Raw genomic sequence first — 26,794 nt, forward strand, 5'->3', positions numbered from 1 at the left:
GCAAGACTCCTGCTGACCAGAACAACAACATCCGGGCGTGCACGCCGGGGGCAACGACTGCCAGTCCTTCACTTCAATTGGATTGAGCTAATGAAAAAAATCCTGCTGACGCTCCTGTGCCTGGGCGTCATCGGCTGCTCCAAGCCCGCGGAGCCACAGAAGTCCGTCGATGTCCTGCTGATCGGCGGCGGCATCATGAGTGCAAGCCTTGGGACCTACCTCACCGAGCTGGAACCGAACTGGAAGGTCGACGTCTACGAGCGCATGGAGCAGGTCGCCGAGGAAAGCTCCAACGCCTGGAACAACGCCGGCACCGGCCACTCGGCGTTCTGCGAGCTGAACTACACCAGCGTCGGCAAGGACGGCAGCATCGACATCGGCAAGGCGGTCAACGTCAACGAGCAGTTCGAGGTATCCAAGCAATTCTGGGCCTACCAGGTCGAGCAGGGCGTGCTGAGCAACCCGCGTTCGTTCATCAATAACGTGCCGCACATGAGCTTCGTCTGGGGTGACGAGAACGTCGCCTTCCTGCACAAGCGCGTCGAAGCCCTGCAACACAGCTCGCTGTTCCGCGGCATGGAGATCACCGAGGACCACGAGCAGATCCGCAAGTGGGTGCCGCTGGTGATGGAGGGCCGTGATCCCGGGCAGAAGGTGGCCGCGACCCGCATGGCCATCGGCACCGACGTGAATTTCGGCGAGATCACTCGCCAGCTCTTCGCCTCCATGACCCGCAACCCCAATGTGCAGCTGCACCTGAGCCACGAAGTGCGCGACATCGTGCGCAATGACGATGGCAGCTGGAATGTGGTGGTGGCCGACCTGGCCAACGGTGGCAAGGAGTCGACGGTCAAAGCCAAATTCGTCTTCATCGGCGCCGGTGGCGGCGCGCTCAAGTTGCTGCAGAAGTCCGGCATTCCAGAGGCCGAAGGCTATGCCGGCTTCCCGGTGGGTGGCCAGTTCCTGATGACCGACAATGCCGATCTGGTCGCCCGCCACAAGGCCAAGCTGTACGGCAAGGCCTCGGTCGGCGCGCCGCCGATGTCGGTGCCGCACCTGGACACCCGGGTGATCGATGGCAAGGAAGTGCTGCTGTTCGGCCCGTTCGCGACCTTCTCCACCAAGTACCTCAAGCACGGCTCGTTGCTGGACATGTTCAGCTCGCTGACCACCCACAACATCAGCCCGATGATGCATGCCGGGATCGATAACATTGACCTGAGCACCTACCTGATGGGCCAGCTGATGCTGAGTTTCGATGACCGCATGGCAGCGCTGCGCGAGTACTTCCCCAATGCCAAGAACGAAGACTGGAAGCTGCTCCAGGCCGGCCAGCGCGTGCAGGTGATCAAGAAGGATCCCGAGCACGGTGGCGTGCTGCAGTTCGGCACCGAAGTGGTGGCCGCCAAGGACGGCAGCATTGCCGCGCTGCTGGGCGCCTCGCCCGGTGCCTCGACCGCCGCGCCGATCATGCTGAGCGTGCTGGAGAAGACCTTCAAGGACCGCATCAACAGTGCCGAATGGCAAGCCAAGCTCAAGCAGATCGTGCCCACCTACGGCCAGAAGCTGAACAACGACCTCGAGCTGACCAACAAGACCCGTGAGTGGAGCAGTGCGCGCCTGCAACTGTTGCATGTGCCGGTGTTGCCGGAGTAAAGCAGTAGAAGCCCGTGCCATGCAGCGTCACGGCACGGGCCAGTCTTACTCCGGGCCTTTTCGCAGGCAACAAAAAACCCGCTCGAGGCGGGTTTTTTGCGGGAAATGGTCGGAGAGACAGGATTCGAACCTGCGGCCTTCTCGTCCCGAACGAGACGCGCTACCTGGCTGCGCTACACTCCGATGTCCAAAATGCTACTGCATCGCTTTTTTCAACGCAACCCCTTGTTGCAAAAAGGAGTTGCGTCCAAAAGCATTCCCGGATCACAGCTCCTTGACGGTGCGGATCTGGTCTTTGTTGATACGCGTGCGCTTGCCGTCGAGCTGCTCGAATTCGTAGAAACCGGAATCGTCGTCATAGGATGGGGTGTCCACCGCCTGGATCTCGCGGCCGTCGTTCAGGGTGATGACGGTTGGCGAGGCGCAGCCGGCGAGGGCGCCCAGGCCCAGGGCAAGCAGGAAGGCGGGAAGGGTCCGTTGGATCATCGTGTTTCTCCAGTGCGATGGTGCTAGATGTCATTAAGACGCAGGGCGTCCACGCAAGTTCCTTGCACAGTGCAGCATAGCGCCATCGCGGCGGCATTGACCAAGAACAACGCCGCAGGCCGCCTGTGATATAACAGCGCACATTCCCAGTTACCCTGCGACGGACCCCCATGAAAGCCAAGGCAGATACCCCATTCGTTGCGCTGAACATCGCCGTGCTGACAGTCAGCGATACCCGCACCTTCGACACCGACACCTCCGGCCAGCTGTTCGTCGATCGCCTGGGCGCCGCCGGGCACCGCCTGGCCGAGCGCGTGCTGCTCAAGGACGACCTGTACAAGATCCGCGCCCAGGTCGCGACCTGGATCGCCGACGACCAGGTGCAGGTGGTGTTGATCACCGGCGGTACCGGCTTCACTGGCCGCGACAGCACCCCGGAAGCCGTGGCGTGCCTGCTGGACAAGCAGGTCGAGGGCTTTGGCGAGCTGTTCCGGCAGATCTCGGTGGCCGACATCGGCACCTCCACCGTGCAGTCCCGCGCCCTGGCGGGGCTTGCCAACGGCACCCTGGTCTGCTGCCTGCCGGGCTCGACCAACGCTGTGCGCACCGGCTGGGACGGCATCCTCGCCGAGCAGCTGGACGCCCGTCACCGGCCGTGCAATTTCGTGCCGCACCTGAAGCAGGCGGCGGCCTGTGACAGCCGTGGCTGAGGTGGCCCGGTCCTTGATACCGGTGGAAGAGGCCCTGGAGCGCCTGCTGGCGCTGGCCGACACGGCGCCCATCGCCGAGACTGAACACGTAGCGCTGGGCGAGGCCGAAGGTCGGGTCCTGGCCCATGAGCTGGTGGCCGGCCTCGACCTGCCGCCATGGCCCAACAGCGCCATGGACGGCTACGCCCTGCGCTTGGCCGACTGGCAGGGCGAAGCGCTGCGGGTGACCCAGCGCATCTTCGCCGGGCATGCGCCACAGCCCCTGGAGCCTGGCTCCTGCGCACGGATCTTCACTGGCGCGCCGCTGCCGGAAGGCGCCGATTGCGTCGAGATGCAGGAAAACACCGAAGTGCTTGAAGACGGCCGTGTGCGCTTTCTTGAGCCCCTGGCGCTGGCGCAGAACGTTCGCCCCAAGGGCCAGGAAACCCGTGTCGGCGAACAGGTGATGAGCGCCGGCACGCGGCTGGGCCCGATCCAACTCGGCCTGGCCGCGACCCTGGGTTTCGCTACGCTTGAAGTGCGGCGCCGGCCCCGAGTGGCTGTGCTGTCGACCGGCGACGAACTGGTCGAGCCGGGCTTGGCCCTGGGCCCCGGGCAGATCTACAACAGCAACCGACGCCTGCTGGTCAGCTGGCTGCAACGCCTGGGCTGCACGGTGGTCGATGCCGGCATCCTCCCGGACGATCTTGAGCGTACCCGCCAGTGCCTGGCCGGGCTGGGTGATGTCGACCTGATCCTGTCCACCGGCGGCGTGTCGGTGGGCGAAGCCGACTTTCTCGGCCTGGCCCTGCGCGAGGCGGGCGAGCTGGCGCTATGGAAGCTGGCGATCAAGCCGGGCAAGCCGCTTACCTTCGGTCATTACCAGGGTGTGCCGGTGATCGGCCTGCCGGGCAACCCGGCCTCTACCCTGGTCACCTTCGGCCTGTTGACCCGGCCCTATCTGCTGCGCCGACTGGGCGTGGCCCATGTCGCGCCGCTGCGCTTCAGCGTGCCGGCGGGCTTTGACTGGCCCAAGGCCGGAACCCGCCGAGAGTACCTGCGGGCGCGCATCGAGGACGGTCGCGTGCGGATCTACAAGAACCAGAGCTCCGGGGTGCTGCGCAGCGCGGCATGGGCCGACGGCGTGGTGGAAGTGCTCGAAGGCACGACGCCACAACAGGGCGATACGGTGACATTCATCCCGTTCAGCGAACTACTTGGCTAGTACGCTACCGGTGGCTGCCGCGCCGGTCGGCGCCAGTTGGGTCAGGCGCATGTGCACGTTCTCCAGCTGCTGGGCGGCGACGCTCCAGTCATGACGCTGGCGGGCGAACTGGCGCCCGACCTCGCTGAGCTGGCACATGCGCCATGGCTGGTTGAGCAGTTGGGTGACCAGCAGCGCCAGCTGGCCGCTGTCGTCGCTGCCCAGGTAGTGCTCGCCGTTGTTCATGGCCAGGCCCGAGGCGCCCTTGCTGGTGGTGATTACCGGCAACCCGGCGGCCATCGCCTCAAGGATTTTTACTTTGGAGCCGCCGGCATGGCGCAGCGGCGCGAAGAACAGTGCCGAGCGCCGTTGCAGCTCGCGCAGGTCGGGACGATAGCCCACCCACTCGATGCGCGGGTCGTTCCAGTGCAGCTTCCAGCTGGCCGGCAGGGCGTGGCCGGCGATGGCCAGGCGCACCGCCGGATTGCTCATCCACACCTGGGGCAGGATCTCCTCCAGCGCCCATTCGATGGCCTCCAGGTTGGCGCCGTACTCGAAGTTGCCGACGAACAGCAGGCGCTGGCTGTGCGGCGTGGGGCGCACGTCCTGATAGTGGTCGCAGTCCACGCCATTGACCACCACGTTCACCGGGCGGCCGCTGATCTGGCTGATAAGCTCGGCATCGTGGGCGCTGACCGCCACCACTTCTGTCGGTTGGCGCAGCACCCGCTGTTCCCAGCGCCGATAACGCCAGCGGTCGAAGGCGTTCAATGGCCGTAGCCACAAGGGCAGGCGGTCGTGGCAGGCGGCGCCCGTCACCGATTCCAGGTAGTGCTCGCTGAGCATGTAGGGCATGCCGCGAGCCTGCAAGGCCTTCTCGAACGGTTGGAAGCTGTAGCTGTGCTCGATCTGGATTACATCCCAGGGTTCGTCCAGCAGTTGCTCGAAACGGTGCCTCAGGCACGGCGCCAGGCCGTTGATGATGGCCCGCATGGGGTAGTCGATAATGGGCGAGGCCAACAGGTTCAGCGGGCTGTGCAGTGGGCGCCGGGGCAGCACCAGCAGGCGCTCCACCAAGGGCTCCAGGGCCTCGCGCGCAGCGTCACTCAAAGGGATCTTCGACTGCACCAGCAAGGTGATCCGGTGGCCATGCTGCGCCAGGGCGCGCAGCAGGTGGTATTGCCGGGTCTTGCTGCCGCTGGTGGTGGGCCAGGGCAGGTAGGGCAGGGTCCAGAGTATGCGCATGAGCCCGAATCCTCGCGGTTGGCCGGGTGTCGGCCCTGGATGGCAAGACGCGCCCTCTGGCAGTCAAGCAGATGCTGCTGCCGGGGCGCGTCCATAGATATCAGTAAAGCGCACGATGTCGTCTTCGCCCAGGTACTCGCCGCTCTGCACCTCGATCATCACCAGGTCGATGACGCCGGGGTTGGTCAGGCGATGGCTGCGCCCGGGCTTGATGAAGGTCGACTCGTTGGTGTCGAGCAGAAACTCCTCTTCACCGTTGGTCACGCAGGCCATGCCGCTGACCACGATCCAGTGCTCGCTGCGGTGATGGTGCATCTGCAGCGACAGCGATTCGCCGGGGCGGACCATGATGCGCTTGATCTTGAACCGTGGCCCTTCCTCGAGCACGGTGTACAGGCCCCAGGGGCGGGTCACGGTGCGGTGCAGGCGGTAGGCGTCATGGCCCTGGCGCTTGAGTTGCTGGGCAATCACCTTGACCTCCTGGCTGCGCGCCGCGTCGGCGATCAGCAGGGCGTCGGGGGTGTCGATGACGATCAGGTTGTCCAGGCCCACCGCGCCCACCAACCGTCGCGGCGAGTCGATGTAGCAGTTGCTCACGTCATGCAGCACGGTTTCGCCGTTGCAGTGGTTGCCCTGGCTGTCGGCCGGGCGCAGCTCGCGCACCGCTTCCCAGCTGCCGATATCGCTCCAGCCGATGGCACAGGGCACCACGGCCACCTGGGTGGAGGGCTCCATGAGCGCGTAGTCGATAGAGATATCTGGGGCGAGCGCGAAACTGTCGGCGTCGAGTTCCACCTGCTGGCCGCACGTCCCCTCCTTGAACGCGCTCTGCGCCAGGCAGTGGGCCACGTTGTGCAGCAGCTCGGGGGCGTGGGCCTGCAGCTCCTGCAGCACGGTGCCCGCGCGCAGGCAGAACATGCCGGCGTTCCACAGGTGCCGGCCACCGTCCAGGTAGGCCTGGGCGGTGTCTGTGTCGGGCTTTTCGACGAAGCGGGCGACCCGGTGGCTGTCGCCGTCGAGCGGCTGGCCCAGTTCGACGTAGCCGAAGCCGGTCTCGGCGCGGGTCGGCAGCAGGCCGAAGGTGGTCAGCCAGCCTTGTGCGGCCAGGGCCATGGCCCGCTGGACAGCCGCCTCGAAGGCATCCTGGTCCTGGATCAGGTGGTCGGCGGGGAGTACCAGCAGCAGGCTGTCCTCGCCATGCAGGCGGGCGCAGTGCAGCGCCGCGGCGGCAATGGCGGGGGCGGTGTTGCGACCGAAGGGTTCGAGGATGAAGTCCAAGGCGATGCGCTGGGTGCCGACCTGGCGATATTCGTCCTGGGTACGGAACACCACTTCGCGGTTGGTCACCGTGAGTACCCGATCGACGCCGGGCAGGCTGCTGGCGCGGCTGAAGGTCTTTTGCAGCAGGCTCATGCCATCGGGCAGGCGCATGAAGGGCTTGGGCATGGCCTCGCGGGAGACCGGCCACAATCGGGTGCCGGCGCCGCCAGCGATGATGCAGGGAATCAGAACGCTCATAGTCACAGCCTCGAATCAGGGCGCCGGGGGACGGCGCAATGCAAGGAAATCTCGACCTGTCAGGCGTCTGGCGGCACAAAGTCAATAAAATGACTTTTTTGGTCGGCTTCGTCCGTGATGGCCAAATATTTGTCAGATGATGCACCTGTGGCGCTCGGCTTTCAATGGCATTTGTGTGAAGCGGCGGTTTTTCGGCGATGCAGGGAGCAATCTGCTCGTCGCAGTGGTCGAGATTGCGGTAGGGCATTTCTATTCGGGGAGAACGGCATGAGCGAGCGCAAGGCACTGTTGATCCTGCATGGCAAACAGGCCGGCAACGACGAGGTGCGAGCCGCAGTGGGCCAACTGCGTGAGCGGGGCTGGACCCTGGATGTGCGCCTGACCTGGGAGGGCGGCGACGCCCAGCGCCTGGTCGGCGAGGCGCTGGCCGCGGGCTATGGTCAGTTGGTGGCCGGTGGCGGTGACGGCACGTTGCGTGATGTGGCCGAAGCCATGGGCCTGGCCGCGACCCAGGCCAGCCTGGCACTGTTGCCGCTGGGCACCGCCAACGACTTCGCCAGGGCGGCCGGCGTGCCCCTCGAACCGCAGGCGGCTCTCGACCTGCTGGAGGTGCCGGCGCGGCCGATCGACCTGGGTCGGGTGGGCGACCAGTTGTTCCTGAACATGGCCACAGGGGGCTTCGGCAGCCAGGTCACGGCCAACACCTCGGAAGACCTGAAGAAAGTGCTGGGCGCGGCCGCCTACCTGTTCACCGGCCTGTCACGCTTCAGCGAGCTGCAGGCCGCCTCGGTGGAACTGCAGGGGCCCGGCTTCCATTGGCAGGGCGAATTGCTGGCGCTGGGCATCGGCAACGGCCGCCAGGCCGGCGGCGGGCATGTGCTGTGCCCGGAGGCGACGGTGGATGACGGCCTGCTGGATATCGGCATTCTGCCGGCGCCGCAGGAGGTGGCGGGGGCCTTGCGCGACTTGCTGGCCGGCGACGGACTGTTCGTTCGTGCGCGGTTGCCATGGGTGGAAATCAAGGGTGCCCAGGGGCTGGACATGAACCTCGACGGCGAGCCGCTGCAGGCCGCCAGCCTGCGTTTCGAGGCCATGCCGCAGGCGTTGCGCGTGCACTTGCCTGCGGACTCGCCGCTGCTCAGTCGTCCAGGCTGATGATCTTTTCGCGCACGGCGAACAGTACCAGGCCCGCCACGTCGTAGATCTGCAGGCGTTTCATGATCTGCGAGCGGTGGGTCTCCACGGTCTTGATCGACAGGCCCAGGCCGGCGGCGATCTCTCGGGTCGACTTGCCGCGCACGATAAGGCGCAGGATCTCCAGCTGGCGACCGGTCAGGTTGTGACCTTCGCTGCTCGGCTGGCGGCCGTTCTGGGCGCGCAGCAGCGCCTGGTTGATGACAGTGTGGGCGATGGCCGGGCTGAGGTAGCGTTCGTCGTTGCGCAGCGCGGTGAGCGCCTGTTCCAGCTCGGTGGCCGTGGTGTCCTTGAGCAGGTAGCCGTGGGCGCCGCTTTCCAAGGCGCGCATGATCATTTCCGGATCGGTGTGCATCGACAGGATCAGGACCTTGCAGGTGCAACCGTTTGCGCGCAATTGCGTAAGTGCGTCCAGACCGCTGGTCGTACGCATGGAAATGTCCAGCAGGACGATGTCAGGCGCCAGACGCAGCACGTGGTCCAGAAGCTGGCTGCCGTCGTCGGCCTCGCCGATCACGGTGTAACCGGGGATGTCCGATACCAGTGCCCTGACGCCTGCGCGAATCAGGGAGTGGTCGTCCACCAGCAGTAATCTACAGGTCATCGGGGGCAGGGGTCCTGGCGCGTTCTTGGCTGCGGGGCGGCCACGGAAAGAGGGCTTCGATCTGGGTGCCTTGGCCGGGCTGGCTGGTGATGGTCAGGCTGCCTTGCAGCGCGGTCACCCGCTCGTGCATGCCAGCCATGCCGCGCTGGCCGTATTCTGCGGGGAACTGGGCCGGAACGAAGCCGCCGCCGTCGTCGTGGATCGACAGGGCCAAGCCGGCCGGGGTGCGTTGCAACCGAACCACCAGGTTACGCGCGTCGGCGTGGCGTAGCATGTTGGTGACCGCCTCCTGGGTAATGCGGAAGGCAGCCATGGCCACTTCTTCGCTGATGCCGCCCAGGCGCTGGTTGCATTCCAGGCTCCAGTGCACCTCGGTGTTCTCCAGGGTGCGCAGCAGGTGCGCGCGCAGGCTTGCCTCCAGGCCCAGGCTGGCCAGCTGGCGCGGGTTGAGAATGGTGGAAACGTCGCGCACGTTGCTCAGGGTCAGGTCCAGGGTGCTGCGCAGGGTGCCGCAGTGCTCCTGCAGCTCGGCCGGTACCCGGCGTTGCAGCCAGTCGACCTGGAGCTTGGCGGCGGTCAGCAGTTGGCCGATATCGTCGTGCAGCTCGCGGCTCAGTCGCTGACGCTCGCTTTCCTGCACCTTGAGCATGCGCGTGGCCAATTCCGCCGGGCGCAGGCTGATCGAGCGCGCCCAGTGGCGCAGGTGCCAGCCGACGCCGAGCATCGCCAGCAGTTGCAGCAGCAGCAGGCTGGCCGACATGGGCTTGGTGCTCAGGTACACCACCAGGTTCGCCGCCAGCGATGCAACGCACAGCAGGGCGGTCGTCCAGCGCAGCAGGGCAACGCGGGAGCGGCAACGCCGGAGAAACTTCAAGCGTGGGAGCATAGATAGGGAAGCCACTGAGTTATAGCGGTTTTTAGCATTGCACACGTCTGCCCGAGATTTTTCCGCTCCACCACCCATCAAGTGGCGGATGCGGATCCAATCGGCCGATAACCTGGGCGCGCATGTTCGAATGCACGCATGTTATCACTTTGATTGAGTTTGGTCGCGGGGGGATAACTGCTTGAAACCTCGTATTTTCCGGGCTGTGGCGGGCCTGTCGGGCGAGGGGTGCTGGCTAGCAGAGTGCCATTATTAAATAATGTTTCCGCTGGTTGTGGAATAACTAACAATTCGTCTTTGCCAACACATTTGGAAAAACTTGGCCAACTTTGCAAGTTTAACCCGGGTGCGGGCTTAGTTGGGACTCAGTTGCTCGCTTTAGTGTTGCAGGTCGCAAGCCTCGGTGCCGTTATCCACTGTATGGGGGTGAGCGCAGAACACCCCCGTCTGCTGGCAGTCCGTACACAGCTGCGTGGACGGCTGGCCCAGCGCGGCGGCCAGTTCACCCAGCAGCTGCTGCTGTTCATCGGTGTCCATGCCTAGCTGGCCGGTGTGTGGGTCAAGCAACTCCAGTTGCCAGTCGAGCAGGGTCAGGCAGGCGTCCAGTGCAGGCAGGCTGCTGCCGTGCAGGTGCTGCTGGGCGCAGGTGGGTGCGAGCAGCTTTTGCAAGGCGAACGCATAGTGGGCGACCTCGAGCAGGCCGAGCGTGTCGGCACGGCGGGCCAGGGTGTCGAGTGCAGTGGTGAGGCTGTGGCAGGCGTCCGGGTCGTTGGCGATCAGTTCCAGGTGCTGCAGGCATTCCTGGGACCTGGCCAGCAGGACCTGCGCGTCCTGCAAAAAGGCCGCCACGGCGGCGTTGTGCAGTGGTGTGCTATCCATCATGGCGCCCCGTGGTCAGGGATTGGCCGTACCAAGATGATCGCTCGCAAAAGCCTGACTCCGTTCATGCAGTGAGAATGGCGTCACATTAATGGCTAATGGATATTGCGAACATCAGGTTGCACCCGATTGCTACTAGGGGTTTCCCTGATGAGGATTCAGGTGGTTCGTTCGTTGCGAGCGAGGGACGCGGCGGGATGTGGCAGCAGTAAAACATGATGGTAAAGTGATATCAATCACCCGGCGCGGCTTTTTCTATCAGGGGTCAAGCTGCGCGTGCATCCGCCGATACAGGGGGATGCATTCTTTTTTACCGACTCACGCCTGGGGGCTTTCCAATGGCTGGCATTCTCGACACGGTAGACCAACGCACGCAACTGGTGGGTGAGAACCGCCTGGAAATCCTGATGTTCCGCCTGGCTGGCCGACAATTGTTCGCCATCAACGTATTCAAGGTCCAGGAAGTGCTGCAGCTGCCCAAGCTGACCCTCATGCCGCAGCGCCATTCCTTCGTCTGCGGCGTGGTCAACCTGCGCGGCCAGACGCTGCCGGTGATCGACCTGTCCCAGGCGATCGGCATGCGCCCGCTGCAGCCGGGTCCTGACAGCACCATCATCGTCACCGAATACAACCGTTCGGTGCAGGCGTTCCTGGTGGGCGGTGTAGATCGTATCGTCAACATGAACTGGGAATCCATCATGCCGCCACCGGCCAGCGCTGGTCGCCAGCACTACCTCACCGCGATCACCAAGGTCGACGAGCAACTGGTGGAGGTCATCGACGTGGAGAAGGTGTTGGCCGAGATCGTGCCGTACAACGCCAAGGTGTCCCGCGACAAGCTGGAAGACCCGGTACTGGCCCGCGCCCGTGGCCGCGAAGTGCTGCTGGTGGACGACTCCAGCGTGGCCCTGGCGCAGTTGCGCGACACCCTGTCGCAATTGGGAGTGAAGCTGCACGTGGCCAGCGACGGCCTCAAGGCCCTGCGGCTGCTCAAGGGTTGGGCCGACGCCGGGGAGAATGTCTGCGAGAAGTTGCTGATGATTTTCACCGATGCCGAAATGCCAGAGATGGACGGTTACCGGCTGACCACGGAGATCCGCAACGACCCGCGCCTGCGTGGCCTTTACGTGGTGCTGCACACCTCGCTGTCGGGTAGTTTCAACGAATCCATGGTCAAGAAGGTCGGTTGCGACAACTTCCTGTCCAAGTTCCAGCCCGATCGTCTGGTGGATGTGGTGCGTCAGCGTCTGAACATGGATCACGCCTAGGTGTAAGCTTGGTTTTTAAATGAAAACCAGGTGAGCAGGGATGTTTCTGAGTGCGTTGTATCGATACCCGGTGAAATCGGGGCGGGCCCAAGGCCTGCAAGCGTCCGCGGTCGGCAATCTGGGCCTGGACGGTGACCGCCGCTGGTTGGTGGTGGAGCAGGAGAATGGCCGCTTCCTGACCCAGCGGGCCTGGCCCCGGCTGGGGCAGGTCGGCGCCGATTACGGCGAGCAGGGCCAGTTGCTGCTGCAGGCACCGGGGCAGGCACCCTTGGAGGTGCCCGTGCCGCCGGCCGACGAGGCCCTGCGCGGCGTCACCATCTGGCGGGACACCTTGCGCGTACCCGATGCCGGCGATGCCGCTGCAGCCTGGCTCAGCGACCTGCTGGGCAAGGCGGTAAGGCTGGTGTACTGCCCCGAACAGCGGGCTCGCTACCTGCCCAGCGGCTACGGCCTCAACAGTGACCGGGCAGCGTTTCCCGATGGTTTTCCGTTGCTGCTGATCGGTCAGGCCTCACTGGATGAGCTGAACCATCGGGTGGGGCGCCCCATGGAGATGCTGCGTTTTCGCCCGAACCTGGTGGTCGCGGGGGCCGAGGCCTTCGCCGAGGACCGCTGGAAGCGTATCCGTATCGGTGACATGACCTTCCGCGTGCTCAAGCCGAGCGTGCGCTGCATCCTCACCACCCTTGATCCCGTCACGGGCGAGCGCAGCCCGGACCGCGAGCCGTTGACCACGCTCAAGACGTTTCGCGAGAAGGAAGGGGATGTGCTGTTTGGCCAGAACCTGGCGGTGGATGGCGAGGGGCAGCTGCAGGTGGGAATGGACGTCCAGGTCCTCGATTAGTGCCATCGCGGGGCAAGTCACATCGGTGCGCCGATGCGACTTGCCCCGCGAAAGGGTTCGATCACATATCGTCGAAATACCGTTCATGCCAATCCACCAGCGGTTGCGGTGAATTGAGCTTCTGCCCATAGATGACCGAATACGACAGCACGTTCTGCACGTACTGGCGCGTCTCGTCGAACGGAATCGACTCGACCCACACATCGAAGCTCAAGTGCTTGGCACCCTTGAGCCACTGGCGTACGCGTCCGGGGCCGGCGTTGTAGGCGGCCGAGGCCAGCACGCGGTTGCCGTTGAACTGGCTGTGCACCTGGCTCAGGTAGGCGGCGCCGAGCTGGATGTTCTTGTCCGGGTTGAATACCTGGGCCGGCGAGGCCAGCGGGATGCTGAACTTGCGCGCGGTTTCCTTGGCCGTGCCTGGCATCAGCTGCATCAGGCCGCTGGCGCCGACACTGGAGCGGGCGTCTTCCATGAAGGCGCTTTCCTGGCGGGTAATGGCGAACACCCAGCTTGAATGCAGGCCGCGGACCTTGGCTTCGCGCACCAGGGTGTCGCGATGGGCCATGGGGAAGCGGATGTCCAGGTCGTCCCAGTACTGGGCCTGGCTGATGGTGCGGATGGCCGGGAAGTACCAGCGCATGTCGTAGGCCAGGCGGGCCTGGGCGACCATCTCGTCACGGTTGAAGTGACGACTGACGTGGTACCACTCGCGCCGGCCCTCGACGATCTGGCCGCGGGCATGGAACTCCAGGGCGCGACGCACGCCCGGGGTGTTGCGGACCTTGTTGATCACCGCCTGGCTGAGTGCCAGCGGCTTGTTGTTCAGCTGGTAGGGCGTCTGCGCCCGGTCGGCGGCGAGGAAGCCGTAGAAATCGCGCTCGCGGGCGACGGTCTTGTACAGCAGCGGAATCTGCGGGTTGCTCGGTTGGGCCAGCTCCAGGCTGCGCGCCTGCCAGTACTTCCAACGGTTGCTGCTGGCCAGGTCCTGGGGCAGGCGCCTGGTCAGCTCGTAGGCGTCCTCCCAGCGGCCCAGGCGCAGCAGCAGACGCAGGCGCCATTCGCTGACGGTGTTGTCACGCAGCTCGGGGTCGTAGCGGGTCATCAGGTCGAGGGCGCGCGGGTCGTAGCGCCGGGCCAGGGTCAGGCCGATCTCGCGGGCGATGGCGACCTTCTCGTCACGGGAGAAGTGCATGCGCTGGGCGTAGTCGTCGAGCAGCGCCATGGCCTGCTCGGGGGCCTGGCGGGCCAGGCGGCGCAGGCCGAGGCTGACCACGTCGGACATGGCTTCGTTGACCGGGGTGAAGCGCGATGGCTGGTTGAGCAACTCCGGCTTTTGCGCCACGTCGATCAGCAGCTTGCCCTGGGGGGCGAGGGTGGTGAGGGTCTTGACCAGGCTGTTGGCCAGGCCATAGTTGCGCGCCTGGGCCGCCAGCTTGGCACGCTGCCAGCGCTTGGCCTCGGTCAGCTGGCCTTCGGCGGCCCACATGGCGAACAGGGTGTCGCAGGCGGTGGGCTGCGACTTGCCGACGTTCCACAGCTTGTCGGCGGTGGCGAAACCTTCGGCGCGCAGGCCGTGGGAGAGCTGGTACTGGCCGTTGAGGCAATCCAGCTCGGTGAAGTTGAGCTTGGGGTCGTAGTAGCGGGTAAAGGTGTTCCACTCGCCGCGTTCAGCCAGCCAGCGCAACCAGCGCAGTTTCATCCAGTTGGCCTGGGGCAGGTCGCCGTGGGCCTTGAGGAAGCCCTCGATCTCCTCGTTGCTGGCGCTCTTCAGGCGGGCGGTCAGCTCGTCATAGGTGAGGTAGGGCGTCAGCGGATAATCGCGCAGCGCCTGCGCGTAACGCAGGTAAGGGCCCTTGTCGCCCTTGGCCAGGGCGCGCTTGGCCTCGTCGTAGTACTGACGCTGCTGGGTGATGTCGACGGCCTGTGCGGCGCTCGCGGCGGTGGCGGTGAGCAGCAGGCAGGAAGCAATTTGTAACAGGCGGCTGCGCATGATACGTCCGGGCAGTAGAACCATGGAAAGTGACGGCGGAGCCAGCACTGTTGGGTATTACTGTCTAGCTTAGCCGTTTGCCGGTGGCGGGTGAAAGCACTGTGCTTGTATCGAGTTGTTATCCGACGCCCTGCTGCCGGCGATGGGCTTTTGATGCCGTGACGGGGCAAGTCAGGTAGAATACGCGCCCGGTTTTTGGAGATGATCATGACCCTGCTCAAATTCAGCGATGTGTCCCTCGCGTTCGGCGCCATGCCGCTGTTGGACAAAGTGTCCTGGCAGATCGCCCGTGGCGAGCGGGTGTGCATCATCGGCCGCAACGGCACGGGCAAGTCGAGCATGCTGCGCCTGGTCAAGGGCGAGCAGAAGCCCGACGACGGCGATATCTGGCGTGCGCCGGGGCTGAAGATCGGCGAGCTGCCGCAGGAGCTGCCGGTGGCCGACGAGCGCAGCGTGTTCGACGTGGTGGCCGCAGGCCTGGATGGCGTGGGCGAGCTGCTGGCCGAGTACCACCACCTGAGCCAGAACATCCACGGCGATGACGACCTGGAAAAGCTCATGCACGTCCAGCATGAGCTGGAGGCCCGCGACGGCTGGCGCCTGCAGCAAGTGGTGGAAAGCACCCTGAGCCGCCTGCAGCTACCGGCCGACAAGACCCTGGCCGAACTCTCCGGCGGCTGGCGCCGTCGCGTGCTGCTGGCCCAGGCACTGGTTTCCGAGCCCGACCTGTTGCTGCTCGATGAGCCGACCAACCACCTGGATATCGGCGCCATTGCCTGGCTGGAAGAGGCCCTGAGCGGCTTCAACGGCGCGGTGCTGTTCATCACCCACGACCGCTCCTTCCTGCAGAACCTGGCTACACGCATCCTCGAGCTGGACCGTGGCGGGCTGATCGACTGGAACGGCGACTACGCCAGCTTCCTGGTGCACAAGGAGGCTGAGTTGGCCGCCGAGGCCACTGCCAACGCGCTGTTCGACAAGCGTCTGGCCCAGGAAGAGGTGTGGATCCGCCAGGGCATCAAGGCCCGGCGTACCCGTAACGAAGGCCGCGTACGCGCGCTCAAGGCGCTGCGCGTGGAGCGCAGCGAGCGCCGTGAGCGCCAGGGCAAGGCCAATATCCAGATCGAAGTGGCTGACAAGTCAGGCAAGCAAGTGATGGTGCTGGAAGATGTCAGCTTCGCCCACAAGGATGGCCCGAAACTGGTCAAGGACTTCTCCATGGTACTGCAGCGCCAGGACCGCATCGGCCTGCTCGGCGCCAATGGTACCGGCAAGACCACGCTGCTCAAGCTGATGCTCGGTGACCTGGAGCCGACGTCTGGCAAGGTCGAGCGCGGCACCAAGCTGGAAGTGGCCTACTTCGACCAGATGCGCCATCAGCTGGACCTGGAAAAGACTGTCATCGACAACCTGGCCGAAGGCCGCGACTTCATCGAGATCGATGGCCAGAACCGCCACGTGCTGAGCTACCTCGGCGACTTCCTGTTCAGTCCGCAGCGTGCGCGCACGCCGGTCAAGGCGTTGTCCGGTGGCGAGCGCGCGCGCCTGCTGTTGGCCAAGCTGTTCAGCAAGCCGGCCAACCTGCTGGTGCTGGACGAACCGACCAACGATCTCGACGTCGAGACCCTGGAGCTGCTCGAGGAAGTGCTGTCCAACTACAAGGGCACGGTGCTGATGGTCAGCCACGACCGGGCCTTCCTCGACAACGTGGTGACCAGCACCCTGGTGTTCGAGGGGGAGGGCCGTGTGCGCGAGTACGTCGGTGGCTACGAGGACTGGATCCGCCAGGGCGGTTCGCCGAAGCTGCTGGGCGTGACCGAGAGCAAGGGCGGCAAGTCCGAGCTCAACAGCGCGGTGGTAGCCAAGACGGTGGAAGAGCAGGCACCTGCCGCTGCCGTCGCGCCTGCTGCCGATGCCAGCAAGAAGAAGCTCAGCTACAAGCTGCAGCGCGAGCTGGAGGCGCTGCCAGGGCAAATCGATGCGCTGGAACAGCAGATGGCCGAGGTACAGGAAGAGGTCAATGCCTCGAACTTCTACCAGCGTCCTATCGATGAAACCAGCGCAGTGCTGGCCAAGCTGGAGAAGCTGCAGGGCGAGCTGGACGTGCTGGTGGAGCGCTGGGCCGAGCTGGAAGGCTGAACGCATCGCGGGGCAAGCCCGCTCCCACGCAGCCCCGTCTGGCGAGCCGTGTGGGAGCGGGCCTGCCCCGCGATTACAGGCTTACTCGGCCTTCTTCTGCAACCGCACCGCCAGTACATCGCACGGCGCGCCGTGCAGCACGTCATTGGCGGTGGAGCCCAGCAGCAGCGCCAGGCCATGGCGACCATGGCTGCCCACCACGATCAGGTCGCAGTGTTGTTCCTTGGCCAACTGGTGGATTTCCTGTCGCGGCTGGCCGTAGACCAGGTGGGAATCGCCACGATTGATGTCCGGGTACTTGTTGTACAGACGGTCCATGCGCTCCTTGGCTTGGTCGAACTGTTGCTGCTGCAATTGCGAAAGGTCCATTGGCACGTCGCCGCCGAAGGCCATGGCCATGGGTTCGACGATATGCACCAGGGATACCTTGGCGCCGCTGGCCAGGGCGATGGCTTTGGCCCGCTTGATCACCGGGTCGCATTCTTCGGTCAGGTCGACGGCGACCAGAAGATGTTCGTAGGACATGTGCAGTACTCCTGACAATCGCGATAGTAGAAGTATGGTCGCTTTCGGGCCGGGCGTGCGTGAAACCTGGATAACCCGCTCATTTGCAACGCTTTATAAGGTCTACAGATATGACGGTATGGCTAGTGGTGTCAATCCTTGCGCTGATGCTCAGCCCGCTGGCCTGGCTGCGTCAGTCGCGCAAGCAGAGCGAACAGATGAACCTGCGCCTGGAGGGGCGGCGCATGGGGCTGGCCATGCAGCTGGCGCCGCAGCAGTGGCCGCACTGGCTGGAAAAGGAGCCGCCCAGCCCCTGTCCGCAATACCACCGGGCGCGACGCAAGGGCCGCGAGGACTGCTGGTGCTACTGGCAGATCAGTCCGGGCGTGTGGTGGAACCAGTGGCGCGAACCCTGCGAGGAGCCGCGTCTGGCCGAGGTCTTCGCTCGTCTGCCGGCAACCGTCTACAAGGTCGAGGCCGACCGGCGCATGATCGCCCTGTACTGGAGCGAGCGGGGCGATAAATCTGTTTTGCAGGATATTGCCCAGGCCCTCGACACCCTTGCCTGAGCCTGGTCAACGCAAAACGGCGCGCAGGAGCAACCATGCTCTTGCGCGCCGTTTTGCGTTCTGCAGTGCAGAAAAAGGCCAGGCAGGCCGGAAACACTGTCATGCAGGTCCAGTGTAGCCATCGTTGGCGAATGCGTTTAGAAAAAAGCGCCGTCCGCCGTCGGTGATGGTCTATCGCTGACATGAATGGTCGGCGATCACTGTCATCATGTTTCGTACCCGGCGGGTAGAAGATGACTGGAAAGTCGCGTTTTCACGGTGTTCGCGAGCATTTGACAACGCCGTTCATTTCGGAGAATGTGTGCACACCCAAGTCAAACGGGCGTATGAATTGAGCGTTTGTATGTCAGACGGCTCTTACAGAATCCCGATTAGCGCGTCGACGGGTGTGCCTGGAGCGAGTGACCGGTAGACCGGCTCTTGCGCCAGCGTTCGACGTGTACTGTTCAGCTTCCATATCGTGGAGATCAGTTGATGATTTACGAAGGTAAAGCCATCACGGTTAAGGCTCTTGAAAGCGGCATCGTCGAACTGAAGTTCGACCTCAAGGGTGAGTCCGTCAACAAGTTCAACCGTCTCACTCTGAACGAGCTGCGTCAGGCCGTGGACGTGATCAAGGGCGATGCCTCGATCAAGGGCGTGATCGTCAGCAGCGGCAAGGACGTGTTCATCGTCGGCGCCGACATCACCGAATTCGTCGACAACTTCAAGCTGCCCGAGGCCGAACTGGTCGCCGGCAACCTGGAAGCCAACCGCATTTTCAATGACTTCGAAGACCTGCAGGTGCCGACCGTCGTCGCCATCAACGGCATTGCCCTGGGTGGCGGCCTGGAGATGTGCCTGGCCGCCGACTACCGGGTCATGTCCAGCAGCGCCAAGATCGGCCTGCCGGAAGTCAAGCTGGGCATCTACCCGGGCTTCGGCGGCACCGTGCGTCTGCCGCGCCTGATCGGCTCGGACAACGCCATCGAGTGGATCGCCTCGGGCAAGGAAAACCGTGCCGAGGACGCCCTGAAGGTCGGCGCCGTCGACGCCGTGGTGGCGCCCGAGCTGCTGCAGGCCGGTGCCCTGGATCTGATCAAGCGCGCCATCAGCGGCGAGCTGGACCACAAGGCCAAGCGCCAGCCCAAGCTGGAAAAACTCAAGCTCAATGCCATCGAGCAGATGATGGCGTTCGAGACCGCCAAGGGCTTCGTCGCCGGCCAGGCCGGCCCGAACTACCCGGCGCCGGTCGAGGCCATCAAGACCATCCAGAAGGCTGCCAACTTCGGCCGTGACAAGGCCCTGGAAGTCGAAGCCGCCGGCTTCGCCAAGCTGGCCAAGACTTCGGTCGCCGAGAGCCTGATCGGCCTGTTCCTGAACGACCAGGAGCTCAAGCGCAAGGCCAAGGCCCATGACGAGATCGCCCACGACGTGAAGCAGGCCGCCGTGCTCGGCGCCGGCATCATGGGGGGCGGCATCGCCTACCAGTCGGCGGTCAAGGGCACGCCGATCCTGATGAAGGACATCCGCGAGGAAGCCATCCAGCTGGGCCTGAACGAGGCCTCCAAGCTGCTCGGCAAGCGCGTCGAGAAGGGTCGCCTGACCCCGGCGAAGATGGCCGAGGCACTCAACGCCATTCGTCCGACCCTGTCGTACGGCGATTTCGCCAACGTCGACATCGTCGTCGAGGCCGTGGTCGAGAACCCGAAGGTCAAGCAAGCGGTACTGGCTGAAGTGGAAGGCCAGGTGAAGGAAGATGCCATCCTGGCCTCCAACACCTCGACCATCTCCATCAACCTGCTGGCCAAGGCGCTCAAGCGTCCGGAAAACTTCGTCGGCATGCACTTCTTCAACCCGGTGCACATGATGCCGCTGGTCGAAGTCATCCGCGGCGAGAAGTCCAGCGAAGTCGCGGTCGCGACTACCGTGGCCTACGCCAAGAAGATGGGCAAGAACCCGATCGTGGTCAACGACTGCCCGGGCTTCCTGGTCAACCGCGTGCTGTTCCCTTACTTCGGCGGCTTCGCCAAGCTGGTCAGCGCCGGCGTCGACTTCGTGCGTATCGACAAGGTCATGGAAAAGTTCGGCTGGCCGATGGGCCCCGCCTACCTGATGGACGTGGTCGGCATCGACACCGGCCACCACGGCCGCGACGTGATGGCCGAAGGCTTCCCGGACCGCATGAAGGACGATCGTCGCTCCGCCGTCGACGCCCTCTACGAGGCCAACCGCCTGGGTCAGAAGAACGGCAAGGGCTTCTACGCCTACGAGACCGACAAGCGCGGCAAGCCGAAGAAAGTCGCCGACGCCAGCGTGCTCGACGTGCTCAAACCGGTCATCTTCGAGCAGCGTGAAGTCAGCGACGAGGACATCATCAACTGGATGATGGTGCCGCTGTGCCTGGAGACCGTGCGTTGCCTGGAAGACGGCATCGTCGAGACCGCCGCCGAAGCCGACATGGGCCTGGTCTACGGCATCGGTTTCCCTCCCTTCCGTGGTGGCGCGCTGCGCTACATCGATTCGATCGGGGTCGCCGAGTTCGTCGCACTGGCCGACAAGTACGCCGACCTGGGGCCGCTGTACCACCCCACTGCGAAGCTGCGCGAAATGGCCAAGAACGGCCAGCGCTTCTTCAACTGAGCGCCCAACGAGCTAGAGCGAGAATATTGATATGAGCCTGAATCCAAGAGACGTGGTGATTGTCGACTTCGGTCGCACGCCGATGGGTCGTTCCAAGGGTGGCATGCACCGCAACACCCGCGCCGAGGACATGTCCGCGCACCTGATCAGCAAGCTGCTGGAGCGCAACGACAAGGTCGATCCGAAGGAAGTCGAGGACGTGATCTGGGGCTGCGTCAACCAGACCCTGGAGCAGGGCTGGAACATCGCCCGCATGGCGTCGCTGATGACCCAGATCCCGCACACCTCCGCCGCCCAGACCGTCAGCCGCCTGTGCGGATCGTCGATGAGCGCGCTGCACACCGCCGCCCAGGCGATCATGACCGGTAACGGTGATGTTTTCGTGGTCGGTGGCGTCGAGCACATGGGCCACGTCAGCATGATGCACGGCGTCGACCCCAACCCGCACATGTCCTTGCACGCCGCCAAGGCTTCCGGGATGATGGGCCTGACCGCCGAGATGCTCGGCAAGATGCACGGCATCACCCGTGAGCAACAGGATCTGTTCGGCCTGCGTTCGCACCAGCTCGCCCACAAGGCGACGGTCGAGGGCAAGTTCAAGGACGAGATCATCCCGATGCAGGGTTACGACGAGAACGGCTTCCTGAAGGTCTTCGACTACGACGAGACCATTCGCCCGGAAACCACCCTCGAAGGCCTGGCGTCGCTCAAGCCTGCGTTCAACCCCAAAGGTGGCACCGTCACCGCGGGTACCTCCTCGCAGATCACCGACGGCGCCTCGTGCATGATCGTCATGTCCGGCCAGCGCGCCATGGACCTGGGGATCCAGCCACTGGCGGTGATTCGCTCGATGGCGGTGGCCGGTGTCGACCCTGCGATCATGGGCTACGGCCCGGTCCCGGCGACGCAGAAAGCCCTCAAGCGCGCTGGCCTGACCATCGCCGACATCGACTTCTTCGAGCTCAACGAAGCCTTCGCCGCACAGGCCCTGCCGGTGCTGAAGGACCTGAAAGTGCTCGACAAGATGGATGAGAAGGTTAACCTGCACGGCGGCGCCATCGCTCTGGGCCACCCGTTCGGTTGCTCCGGTGCGCGGATCTCCGGCACCCTGCTCAACGTCATGAAGCAAAATGGCGGTACCCTGGGCGTCGCCACCATGTGTGTCGGCCTGGGCCAAGGCATCACCACTGTCTTCGAACGCGTCTGATCGCGTTGCGGGACAGCAGCCGGGGCCATGTGCCCCGGCTTTTGTTTTTTACAGGATTTGTTCAAGAGGGCGAGCGACATGCAGATACAACCTGGTGTGTACCGGCATTACAAAGGCCCTGAATACCGCGTGTTCAGTGCGGCGCGGCATTCCGAAAGCGAAGAATGGATGGTCTTCTACCAGTGCCTGTATGGTGACTACAGCTACTGGGTCAGGCCACTTTCGATGTTCCAGGAGTCCGTCGAGGTTGACGGCGAGCAGGTGCCACGCTTTGCTTTGGTCAAGGCCGAAGAGGGGCTGGGCGAGCGGCTTGGCAAGGCGCACGAGTGATCGACCACGCTTGACCTCACTCTTTTGCCACTATATATAGCGGTGCCGCGTCCGGCACCTGACGCGTTTTTCATCTTCAGATTCAGGAATACTCCGATCCATGGGCAAATCGCTGGTCATTGTGGAATCCCCGGCCAAGGCCAAGACCATCAACAAGTACCTGGGCAGCCAGTACGTGGTGAAGTCGAGTATCGGCCACATCCGTGACCTTCCCACCAGCGGTTCCGCCAGTGCGAGCAAGGAACCGGCGGCCAAGCGCGGCAAGACCGCGGCCGAGGCCCCGGCCTTGTCGCCGAAGGAGAAGGCGCGCCGCACCCTGGTCGCGCGCATGGGCGTCGATCCGGAAGCGGGCTGGAAGGCCAAGTACGAGATCCTTCCCGGCAAGGAGAAGGTGATCGAGGAGCTGCGCCGCCTGGCCAAGGATGCCGACACCATCTATCTCGCAACCGACTTGGATCGCGAGGGGGAAGCCATTGCCTGGCACCTGCGCGAAGCCATCGGCGGCGACGACAGCCGCTACAAGCGCGTGGTGTTCAACGAGATCACCAAAAAGGCTATCCAGGAAGCCTTCTCCCAGCCGGGCGAGCTCGATATCGACCGGGTCAACGCCCAGCAGGCGCGGCGCTTCCTCGACCGCGTGGTCGGCTACATGGTCTCGCCGCTGCTGTGGGCCAAGATCGCCCGCGGCCTCTCCGCAGGTCGTGTGCAGTCGGTGGCGGTAAAGTTGGTGGTCGAGCGTGAGCGCGAGATCCGCGCGTTCAATCCGGAAGAGTACTGGGAAGTCCACGCCGACCTGGGCACCACCAAGAACGCCAAGGTGCGTTTCGAGGTGGCTCGCGAGAAGGGCGAGGCCTTCAAGCCGCTCAACGAAGCCCAGGCCATGGCCGCGCTGGAGAAGCTCAAGGCCTCCAGCTACAGCGTGAGCAAGCGCGAGGACCGGCCGACCAGCAGCAAGCCTTCGGCGCCGTTCATCACCTCCACCCTGCAGCAGGCCGCGAGCAACCGCCTGGGCTTCGGGGTGAAGAAGACCATGATGATGGCCCAGCGTCTGTACGAAGCCGGCTACATCACCTACATGCGTACCGACTCGACCAACCTGTCGACCGACGCGGTCGAGATGGCGCGCAGCTACATCGAGAAAGAATTCGGCAAGCAGTACCTGCCCGCCGCGCCGATCGTCTACGGAAGCAAGGAAGGCGCCCAGGAGGCGCACGAGGCGATTCGTCCGTCGGATGTAAACACCCATCCGACCAAGCTCAGCGGCATGGAACGTGACGCCGAGCGCCTGTACGAGCTGATCTGGCGCCAGTTCCTGGCCTGCCAGATGCCGCCGGCGCAATACCTGTCCACCAGCGTCACCGTGGTGGCCGGCGAGTTCGAGCTGCGTGCCAAGGGCCGCATCCTCAAGTTCGACGGTTACACCCGCGTCCTGCCGCAGCAGAGCAAGCCGGGCGAGGACGACGTGCTGCCGGAAATGGCCCAGGGCGAGGCGCTCAAGCTGATCCAGCTCGATCCCAGCCAGCACTTCACCAAGCCACCGGCGCGCTTCACCGAAGCGAGCCTGGTCAAGGAAATGGAAAAGCGCGGCATCGGCCGGCCGTCGACCTACGCGGCGATCATCTCGACTATCCAGGACCGTGGCTACGTTACCCTGCACAACCGTCGGTTCTACTCCGAGAAGATGGGCGACATCGTCACCGAGCGCCTGTCCGAGAGCTTCGCCAACCTGATGGACTACGGCTTCACCGCCGGCATGGAAGAGAACCTCGACGACGTGGCCCAGGGCGAGCGTGACTGGAAGAACGTCCTTGACGAGTTCTATGGCGACTTCAGCAAGAAGCTGCAGACTGCCGAGTCCACCGAGCACGGCATGCGGGCCAACCAGCCAACCCTGACCAACATCGCCTGCAAGGAATGCGGCCGGCCGATGATGATCCGTACCGCCTCCACCGGCGTGTTCCTTGGTTGCTCGGGTTACAGCCTGCCGCCGAAGGAGCGCTGCAAGGCCACGGTCAACCTGGTGCCGGGCGACGAGATCGCTGCCGACGACGAGGGCGAGTCCGAGTCGCTGGTGCTGCGGGGCAAGCACCGTTGCCCGATCTGCTCCACTGCGATGGACGCCTACCTGCTCGACGAGAAGCGCAAGCTGCACATCTGTGGCAACAACCCGGACTGCGCTGGCTACGAGATCGAGGAGGGCAGCTACCGCATCAAGGGCTACGAAGGCCCGAGCCTGGAGTGCGACAAGTGCGGCAGTGAGATGCAGCTCAAGACCGGTCGTTTCGGCAAGTTCTTCGGCTGCACCAACCCCACCTGCAAGAACACCCGCAAGTTGCTCAAGAGCGGCGAGGCAGCGCCGCCGAAGATGGACAAGGTGGACATGCCGGAGCTCAAGTGCGAGAAGGTCGACGACACCTACGTGCTGCGCGACGGCGCCTCGGGGTTGTTCCTGGCTGCCAGCCAGTTCCCGAAGAACCGCGAGACCCGTGCGCCGCTGGTGTTGGAGATCGTTCCGCACAAGCACGAGATCGATCCGAAGTACCACTTCCTCTGCGAAGCGCCGCAGAAGGACCCGGACGGGCGCCCGGCGGTGATTCGCTACAGCCGCAAGACCAAGGAGCAGTACGTGCAGTCCGAGGTCGACGGCAAGCCGACCGGCTGGAAGGCGTTCTACGACGGCAAGGCGTGGAAGGTCGAAGACAAGCGCTGATCTAAGTTGTGACTGGGGCCGCGAAGCGGCCCCAGTCATTTGATGACAAGCAAAGCGCAATCCCTGAAACTGCAGGCAATCGCCTTGCAGCCTTCAGGAGTCAGCCGAAATGGCCCAGGAACTCTACACCCGCACCAACCAGAAACTGTTCTTCGCCGGCCTTGCCCTGGAATCCATGGCCAAGGCCGCCGACAGCCAGGCCATGAACGCCCAGGGTCTGCTCCAGGCCGAGCGCGAATCGGCGCTGTTCCACCTGTATGGCGCACTGCTGGGGTTGTGCCACGAAATCGCCGGCTTCTACCGCTTGCCGCAGGCTTCAGCGCCACGGGCCGAGCTGCTGTTCAGTGACGAGGTGCTGCAGAGCGTGGCGATCCCGGAAATGGCCGAGCTGCTGGAGCTCGCCCGTCAGCCGGAAACCTGGCTGGCGCGTCTGCTGGCCGCTTATGCCGATTTGTTCCGACCGCCGGTCGCGCAGAAAACCGTGAAGGGCGACGTCACCCAACCGCTGATCCAAGCCGTCAATCTGGACGCGCGCGAGCCAGCCGAGCTTTCCCGCGAGGAGCTCGAAGCCTGGCGGCAGAATCTGAAAAGCCTGGTGAGACGCTTCCGCGAAGCGCTGAGTGAGTGCTGACTGCCGCCATGGCTGGTACACTACTGGCCTTTCGTGAAAAGCAGGCCCTTTATGTCAACGTCCTTTCTAGAAATTGTCGAGTTGCCTGATGGCCGGATCGAGCTGCGCCGCGCCGAAGATGAAGGCTCCCTGGTGACCTTGGATTTCTCCGAGGATGCCAAGGCATTCCTGCAAGGACAGCATGTGGAAGTGGCCAAGGCCATGCTCAGCGTCGGTGTGCAGATGGCCGGTCGCCTCGTCGAGGGTGACTTCGAACGTGAAGAGGGGCCACGCGTCCTTCACTGAGGCAGGTTACAGGCCCAGGGTTTCAAGCGTTTGACAGGCAAAGCCTGAACATCAGCCGAGGCGGATGTTCAGGCTTTGTGCGTTTCCGCTGGCGGCGGCGCGCTGGAGCTGTTGACGAGCATTGCTATTCAGGGTGCCTAGCCAGCTGACCACCGTGTGGCTGTGGCCCAGGCGCAAGGCTTCGCAGGCCAGTTGCAGGGCGGTCTGGTTGCCACCGGGTTGCAGCAGCAGGATGCGTTCACGGTTCAGGCCGGCATCGCGTAGCCAGGCCTGGGTGAGGCTGCCGGGCGGGGCGATGAGCGTCAGCCAGCGGCTCTCGTCTTCTTCGCTGAGTTCTCGCAGGACCGGTGCCAGCAGACTCTGGCAATGCCCGGGTGCGCCGCGCAGGGTCAGTTCGCTAAACAGCTCGGGCTGGCTGCTCTTGCGCGGCGTCGGGGCGGGCTTGAGGCCAGGCAGCACCGGCTGGGCGAGAAAGGCTTCGAACAGCGGCAGCTGGGCTTGCTGGGGTGCATGGGTGAACGGCTGCATGGCGCCTCCTGGTTCAGCGGCGCAGGACGCCGACGCTCAAGCCCTCGATCACCAGCTCCTGTTCTTTCAGGTCGACTTCGATGGGGGCGAATTCGGGGTTTTCGGCGAGCAGCCAGACCTTGCTGCCTTCGCGCTTGAAGCGCTTGACGGTCACTTCGTCGCCGATGCGGGCCACCACCACCTGGCCGTTGCGGGCTTCGCGGGTGGTGTGCACGGCCAGCAGGTCGCCGTCGAAGATGCCGATGTCCTTCATGCTCATGCCGTGCACGCGCAACAGGTAGTCGGCGCGGGGATGGAAGAAGGCCGGGTTGATGTTGCAGGATTCCTCGATGTGCTGCTCGGCGAGGATCGGCGCGCCGGCGGCGACCCGGCCGATGATGGGCAGGCCGCTGTCGTCGCTTTTCGGCTCCAGGCCGGGAATGCGGATGCCGCGGGAAGCGCCGGGTGTCATCTCGATGGCGCCCTTGCGGGCCAGGGCCTTCAGGTGTTCCTCGGCGGCGTTGGGCGACTTGAAGCCCAGCTCCTGGGCGATCTCGGCGCGGGTCGGCGGGAAGCCGTTGTCTTCGAGGCAGCGCTTGATGAAGGCCAGAATCTCGGCTTGGCGTGGCGTCAGTTTCAGCATGGGCGAGGGCTCTGTCTTTTTATACAGTGACTGGGATTATATACAGTGGCTCGCAGCCTGCAACCCACCCGGACCAAGAAAGATCGGATGGCCGACGCATCTTGTCGCTTGCAGCCTGACTCTTGGCGCTTTTAAATGGCGACCGACCGGTCACCCAGCCTTGACATTGGCAGGCCTGAAACGT

Annotated in this window: 24 protein-coding genes and 1 tRNA gene; 14 read left to right on the forward strand and 11 right to left on the reverse strand. The window is 64.2% G+C overall.

Annotation, left to right across the window (positions count from 1 at the left end; translation table 11 throughout):
• Positions 1–90 precede the first annotated feature (90 nt).
• Positions 91–1,656, forward strand: a complete 1,566-nt coding sequence (gene mqo, locus ACVWZ5_RS22050; protein ID WP_062574627.1) for a malate dehydrogenase (quinone) — start codon at positions 91–93, stop codon at positions 1,654–1,656.
• A 106-nt stretch (positions 1,657–1,762) separates the two neighbouring features.
• Here the strand turns inward: mqo and ACVWZ5_RS22055 are convergent.
• Positions 1,763–1,839: transfer RNA gene (locus ACVWZ5_RS22055), tRNA-Pro, on the reverse strand.
• An 81-nt stretch (positions 1,840–1,920) separates the two neighbouring features.
• Positions 1,921–2,142: a YgdI/YgdR family lipoprotein gene (locus tag ACVWZ5_RS22060; protein ID WP_023632528.1), complete on the reverse strand. Its 222-nt coding sequence runs from the start codon at positions 2,140–2,142 to the stop codon at positions 1,921–1,923.
• Between the two features lie 170 nt (positions 2,143–2,312).
• Here ACVWZ5_RS22060 and moaB point away from each other — a divergent pair, with 170 nt between their 5' ends.
• Together moaB and ACVWZ5_RS22070 are read left to right on the forward strand one after the other, a co-directional pair.
• A complete protein-coding gene (gene moaB, locus ACVWZ5_RS22065) occupies positions 2,313–2,852 on the forward strand; it encodes a molybdenum cofactor biosynthesis protein B (protein WP_028692756.1) in 540 nt (179 codons plus the stop codon).
• Positions 2,836–4,056 (forward strand): molybdopterin molybdotransferase MoeA, encoded by a 1,221-nt coding sequence (locus ACVWZ5_RS22070; protein ID WP_062574626.1) that lies wholly within the window; start codon positions 2,836–2,838, stop codon positions 4,054–4,056. The genes moaB and ACVWZ5_RS22070 overlap by 17 nt, the downstream gene beginning before the upstream one ends.
• Here the strand turns inward: ACVWZ5_RS22070 and ACVWZ5_RS22075 are convergent.
• Positions 4,045–5,280 (reverse strand): glycosyltransferase family 4 protein, encoded by a 1,236-nt coding sequence (locus ACVWZ5_RS22075; RefSeq protein ID WP_062574625.1) that lies wholly within the window; start codon positions 5,278–5,280, stop codon positions 4,045–4,047. The two genes, ACVWZ5_RS22070 and ACVWZ5_RS22075, sit on opposite strands and share 12 nt — an antisense overlap.
• Positions 5,281–5,343: 63 nt before the next feature.
• Positions 5,344–6,798 carry a mannose-1-phosphate guanylyltransferase/mannose-6-phosphate isomerase gene (locus tag ACVWZ5_RS22080; RefSeq protein WP_096049725.1) on the reverse strand — a complete coding sequence of 485 codons (1,455 nt, stop codon included), beginning with the start codon at positions 6,796–6,798 and terminating at the stop codon, positions 5,344–5,346.
• 267 nt (positions 6,799–7,065) lie between these two features.
• Between ACVWZ5_RS22080 and yegS the strand changes: the two genes are divergently transcribed.
• Positions 7,066–7,953: a lipid kinase YegS gene (yegS, locus tag ACVWZ5_RS22085; RefSeq protein ID WP_062574623.1), complete on the forward strand. Its 888-nt coding sequence runs from the start codon at positions 7,066–7,068 to the stop codon at positions 7,951–7,953.
• On the opposite strand, the gene ACVWZ5_RS22090 is transcribed toward yegS, so the two are convergent.
• The 3 genes from ACVWZ5_RS22090 to ACVWZ5_RS22100 all read right to left on the reverse strand — a co-directional run bounded on the left by ACVWZ5_RS22090 (position 7,937) and on the right by ACVWZ5_RS22100 (position 10,364).
• A complete protein-coding gene (locus tag ACVWZ5_RS22090) occupies positions 7,937–8,596 on the reverse strand; it encodes a response regulator (RefSeq protein ID WP_062574622.1) in 660 nt (219 codons plus the stop codon). The genes yegS and ACVWZ5_RS22090 overlap by 17 nt on opposite strands.
• A complete protein-coding gene (locus tag ACVWZ5_RS22095) occupies positions 8,586–9,482 on the reverse strand; it encodes a sensor histidine kinase (RefSeq protein ID WP_062574621.1) in 897 nt (298 codons plus the stop codon). Before ACVWZ5_RS22095 ends, ACVWZ5_RS22090 begins: the two co-directional genes overlap by 11 nt.
• A 378-nt stretch (positions 9,483–9,860) precedes the next feature.
• A complete protein-coding gene (locus ACVWZ5_RS22100; RefSeq protein WP_062574620.1) occupies positions 9,861–10,364 on the reverse strand; it encodes a hypothetical protein in 504 nt (167 codons plus the stop codon).
• A gap of 335 nt (positions 10,365–10,699) precedes the next feature.
• On the opposite strand from ACVWZ5_RS22100, the gene ACVWZ5_RS22105 reads away from it, so the two are divergent.
• Together ACVWZ5_RS22105 and ACVWZ5_RS22110 are read left to right on the forward strand one after the other, a co-directional pair.
• A complete protein-coding gene (locus tag ACVWZ5_RS22105; RefSeq protein ID WP_062574619.1) occupies positions 10,700–11,629 on the forward strand; it encodes a chemotaxis protein CheV in 930 nt (309 codons plus the stop codon).
• Between the two features lie 40 nt (positions 11,630–11,669).
• Positions 11,670–12,473 (forward strand): MOSC domain-containing protein, encoded by an 804-nt coding sequence (locus ACVWZ5_RS22110; protein ID WP_084941382.1) that lies wholly within the window; start codon positions 11,670–11,672, stop codon positions 12,471–12,473.
• A 61-nt stretch (positions 12,474–12,534) separates the two neighbouring features.
• Here the strand turns inward: ACVWZ5_RS22110 and ACVWZ5_RS22115 are convergent, their stop codons facing one another.
• On the reverse strand, positions 12,535–14,463 hold the full coding sequence (locus tag ACVWZ5_RS22115) for a transglycosylase SLT domain-containing protein (protein WP_457340853.1): 1,929 nt from the start codon (positions 14,461–14,463) through the stop codon (positions 12,535–12,537).
• Positions 14,464–14,670: 207 nt separating this feature from the next.
• On the opposite strand from ACVWZ5_RS22115, the gene ACVWZ5_RS22120 reads away from it, so the two are divergent.
• On the forward strand, positions 14,671–16,602 hold the full coding sequence (locus tag ACVWZ5_RS22120) for an ATP-binding cassette domain-containing protein (protein WP_062359591.1): 1,932 nt from the start codon (positions 14,671–14,673) through the stop codon (positions 16,600–16,602).
• An 81-nt stretch (positions 16,603–16,683) separates the two neighbouring features.
• Here ACVWZ5_RS22120 and ACVWZ5_RS22125 read toward each other — a convergent pair whose 3' ends face one another.
• Complete coding sequence (locus tag ACVWZ5_RS22125; RefSeq protein ID WP_062574616.1) at positions 16,684–17,127, reverse strand: universal stress protein; 444 nt, start codon at positions 17,125–17,127, stop codon at positions 16,684–16,686.
• Positions 17,128–17,237: 110 nt separating this feature from the next.
• On the opposite strand from ACVWZ5_RS22125, the gene ACVWZ5_RS22130 reads away from it, so the two are divergent.
• From ACVWZ5_RS22130 to ACVWZ5_RS22160, 7 genes are all read left to right on the forward strand, one after another.
• Positions 17,238–17,675, forward strand: a complete 438-nt coding sequence (locus tag ACVWZ5_RS22130; protein WP_028692743.1) for a hypothetical protein — start codon at positions 17,238–17,240, stop codon at positions 17,673–17,675.
• Between the two features lie 474 nt (positions 17,676–18,149).
• Positions 18,150–20,297 (forward strand): fatty acid oxidation complex subunit alpha FadB, encoded by a 2,148-nt coding sequence (gene fadB / locus ACVWZ5_RS22135; protein ID WP_050704828.1) that lies wholly within the window; start codon positions 18,150–18,152, stop codon positions 20,295–20,297.
• A gap of 31 nt (positions 20,298–20,328) precedes the next feature.
• On the forward strand, positions 20,329–21,504 hold the full coding sequence (gene fadA / locus ACVWZ5_RS22140; protein ID WP_050704829.1) for an acetyl-CoA C-acyltransferase FadA: 1,176 nt from the start codon (positions 20,329–20,331) through the stop codon (positions 21,502–21,504).
• 78 nt (positions 21,505–21,582) lie between these two features.
• Positions 21,583–21,834, forward strand: a complete 252-nt coding sequence (locus ACVWZ5_RS22145) for a DUF1653 domain-containing protein (protein WP_028692740.1) — start codon at positions 21,583–21,585, stop codon at positions 21,832–21,834.
• Between the two features lie 100 nt (positions 21,835–21,934).
• Entirely contained in the window at positions 21,935–24,544 is a 2,610-nt protein-coding gene (gene topA, locus ACVWZ5_RS22150) for a type I DNA topoisomerase (RefSeq protein WP_280070543.1), read from the forward strand.
• Positions 24,545–24,653: 109 nt separating this feature from the next.
• Positions 24,654–25,175, forward strand: a complete 522-nt coding sequence (locus ACVWZ5_RS22155) for a DUF6586 family protein (RefSeq protein ID WP_062574614.1) — start codon at positions 24,654–24,656, stop codon at positions 25,173–25,175.
• Between the two features lie 51 nt (positions 25,176–25,226).
• Entirely contained in the window at positions 25,227–25,460 is a 234-nt protein-coding gene (locus ACVWZ5_RS22160; RefSeq protein WP_023630868.1) for a hypothetical protein, read from the forward strand.
• A 51-nt stretch (positions 25,461–25,511) separates the two neighbouring features.
• Here the strand turns inward: ACVWZ5_RS22160 and sulA are convergent, their stop codons facing one another.
• Together sulA and lexA are read right to left on the reverse strand one after the other, a co-directional pair.
• Complete coding sequence (gene sulA, locus ACVWZ5_RS22165) at positions 25,512–25,988, reverse strand: SOS-induced cell division inhibitor SulA (protein ID WP_062574613.1); 477 nt, start codon at positions 25,986–25,988, stop codon at positions 25,512–25,514.
• 13 nt (positions 25,989–26,001) lie between these two features.
• Positions 26,002–26,610, reverse strand: coding sequence for a transcriptional repressor LexA (lexA, locus tag ACVWZ5_RS22170; protein ID WP_028692736.1), 609 nt, complete (start codon positions 26,608–26,610; stop codon positions 26,002–26,004).
• Between the last annotated feature and the right edge of the window lie 184 nt (positions 26,611–26,794).

This window comes from Pseudomonas sp. TE6283, from assembly GCF_054060555.1.

What these genes read in the sequence shown, in the direction of transcription:
- mqo (WP_062574627.1), top strand. Translation starts at nt 91, where the DNA reads ATGAAAAAAATCCTGCTGACGCTCCTGTGCCTGGGCGTCATCGGCTGC.
- ACVWZ5_RS22060 (WP_023632528.1), bottom strand. Translation starts at nt 2,142, where the DNA reads ATGATCCAACGGACCCTTCCCGCCTTCCTGCTTGCCCTGGGCCTGGGC.
- moaB (WP_028692756.1), top strand. Translation starts at nt 2,313, where the DNA reads ATGAAAGCCAAGGCAGATACCCCATTCGTTGCGCTGAACATCGCCGTG.
- ACVWZ5_RS22075 (WP_062574625.1), bottom strand. Translation starts at nt 5,280, where the DNA reads ATGCGCATACTCTGGACCCTGCCCTACCTGCCCTGGCCCACCACCAGC.
- ACVWZ5_RS22080 (WP_096049725.1), bottom strand. Translation starts at nt 6,798, where the DNA reads ATGAGCGTTCTGATTCCCTGCATCATCGCTGGCGGCGCCGGCACCCGA.
- yegS (WP_062574623.1), top strand. Translation starts at nt 7,066, where the DNA reads ATGAGCGAGCGCAAGGCACTGTTGATCCTGCATGGCAAACAGGCCGGC.
- ACVWZ5_RS22090 (WP_062574622.1), bottom strand. Translation starts at nt 8,596, where the DNA reads ATGACCTGTAGATTACTGCTGGTGGACGACCACTCCCTGATTCGCGCA.
- ACVWZ5_RS22095 (WP_062574621.1), bottom strand. Translation starts at nt 9,482, where the DNA reads ATGCTCCCACGCTTGAAGTTTCTCCGGCGTTGCCGCTCCCGCGTTGCC.
- ACVWZ5_RS22100 (WP_062574620.1), bottom strand. Translation starts at nt 10,364, where the DNA reads ATGATGGATAGCACACCACTGCACAACGCCGCCGTGGCGGCCTTTTTG.
- ACVWZ5_RS22105 (WP_062574619.1), top strand. Translation starts at nt 10,700, where the DNA reads ATGGCTGGCATTCTCGACACGGTAGACCAACGCACGCAACTGGTGGGT.
- ACVWZ5_RS22110 (WP_084941382.1), top strand. Translation starts at nt 11,670, where the DNA reads ATGTTTCTGAGTGCGTTGTATCGATACCCGGTGAAATCGGGGCGGGCC.
- ACVWZ5_RS22115 (WP_457340853.1), bottom strand. Translation starts at nt 14,463, where the DNA reads ATGCGCAGCCGCCTGTTACAAATTGCTTCCTGCCTGCTGCTCACCGCC.
- ACVWZ5_RS22120 (WP_062359591.1), top strand. Translation starts at nt 14,671, where the DNA reads ATGACCCTGCTCAAATTCAGCGATGTGTCCCTCGCGTTCGGCGCCATG.
- ACVWZ5_RS22125 (WP_062574616.1), bottom strand. Translation starts at nt 17,127, where the DNA reads ATGTCCTACGAACATCTTCTGGTCGCCGTCGACCTGACCGAAGAATGC.
- ACVWZ5_RS22130 (WP_028692743.1), top strand. Translation starts at nt 17,238, where the DNA reads ATGACGGTATGGCTAGTGGTGTCAATCCTTGCGCTGATGCTCAGCCCG.
- fadB (WP_050704828.1), top strand. Translation starts at nt 18,150, where the DNA reads ATGATTTACGAAGGTAAAGCCATCACGGTTAAGGCTCTTGAAAGCGGC.
- fadA (WP_050704829.1), top strand. Translation starts at nt 20,329, where the DNA reads ATGAGCCTGAATCCAAGAGACGTGGTGATTGTCGACTTCGGTCGCACG.
- ACVWZ5_RS22145 (WP_028692740.1), top strand. Translation starts at nt 21,583, where the DNA reads ATGCAGATACAACCTGGTGTGTACCGGCATTACAAAGGCCCTGAATAC.
- topA (WP_280070543.1), top strand. Translation starts at nt 21,935, where the DNA reads ATGGGCAAATCGCTGGTCATTGTGGAATCCCCGGCCAAGGCCAAGACC.
- ACVWZ5_RS22155 (WP_062574614.1), top strand. Translation starts at nt 24,654, where the DNA reads ATGGCCCAGGAACTCTACACCCGCACCAACCAGAAACTGTTCTTCGCC.
- ACVWZ5_RS22160 (WP_023630868.1), top strand. Translation starts at nt 25,227, where the DNA reads ATGTCAACGTCCTTTCTAGAAATTGTCGAGTTGCCTGATGGCCGGATC.
- sulA (WP_062574613.1), bottom strand. Translation starts at nt 25,988, where the DNA reads ATGCAGCCGTTCACCCATGCACCCCAGCAAGCCCAGCTGCCGCTGTTC.
- lexA (WP_028692736.1), bottom strand. Translation starts at nt 26,610, where the DNA reads ATGCTGAAACTGACGCCACGCCAAGCCGAGATTCTGGCCTTCATCAAG.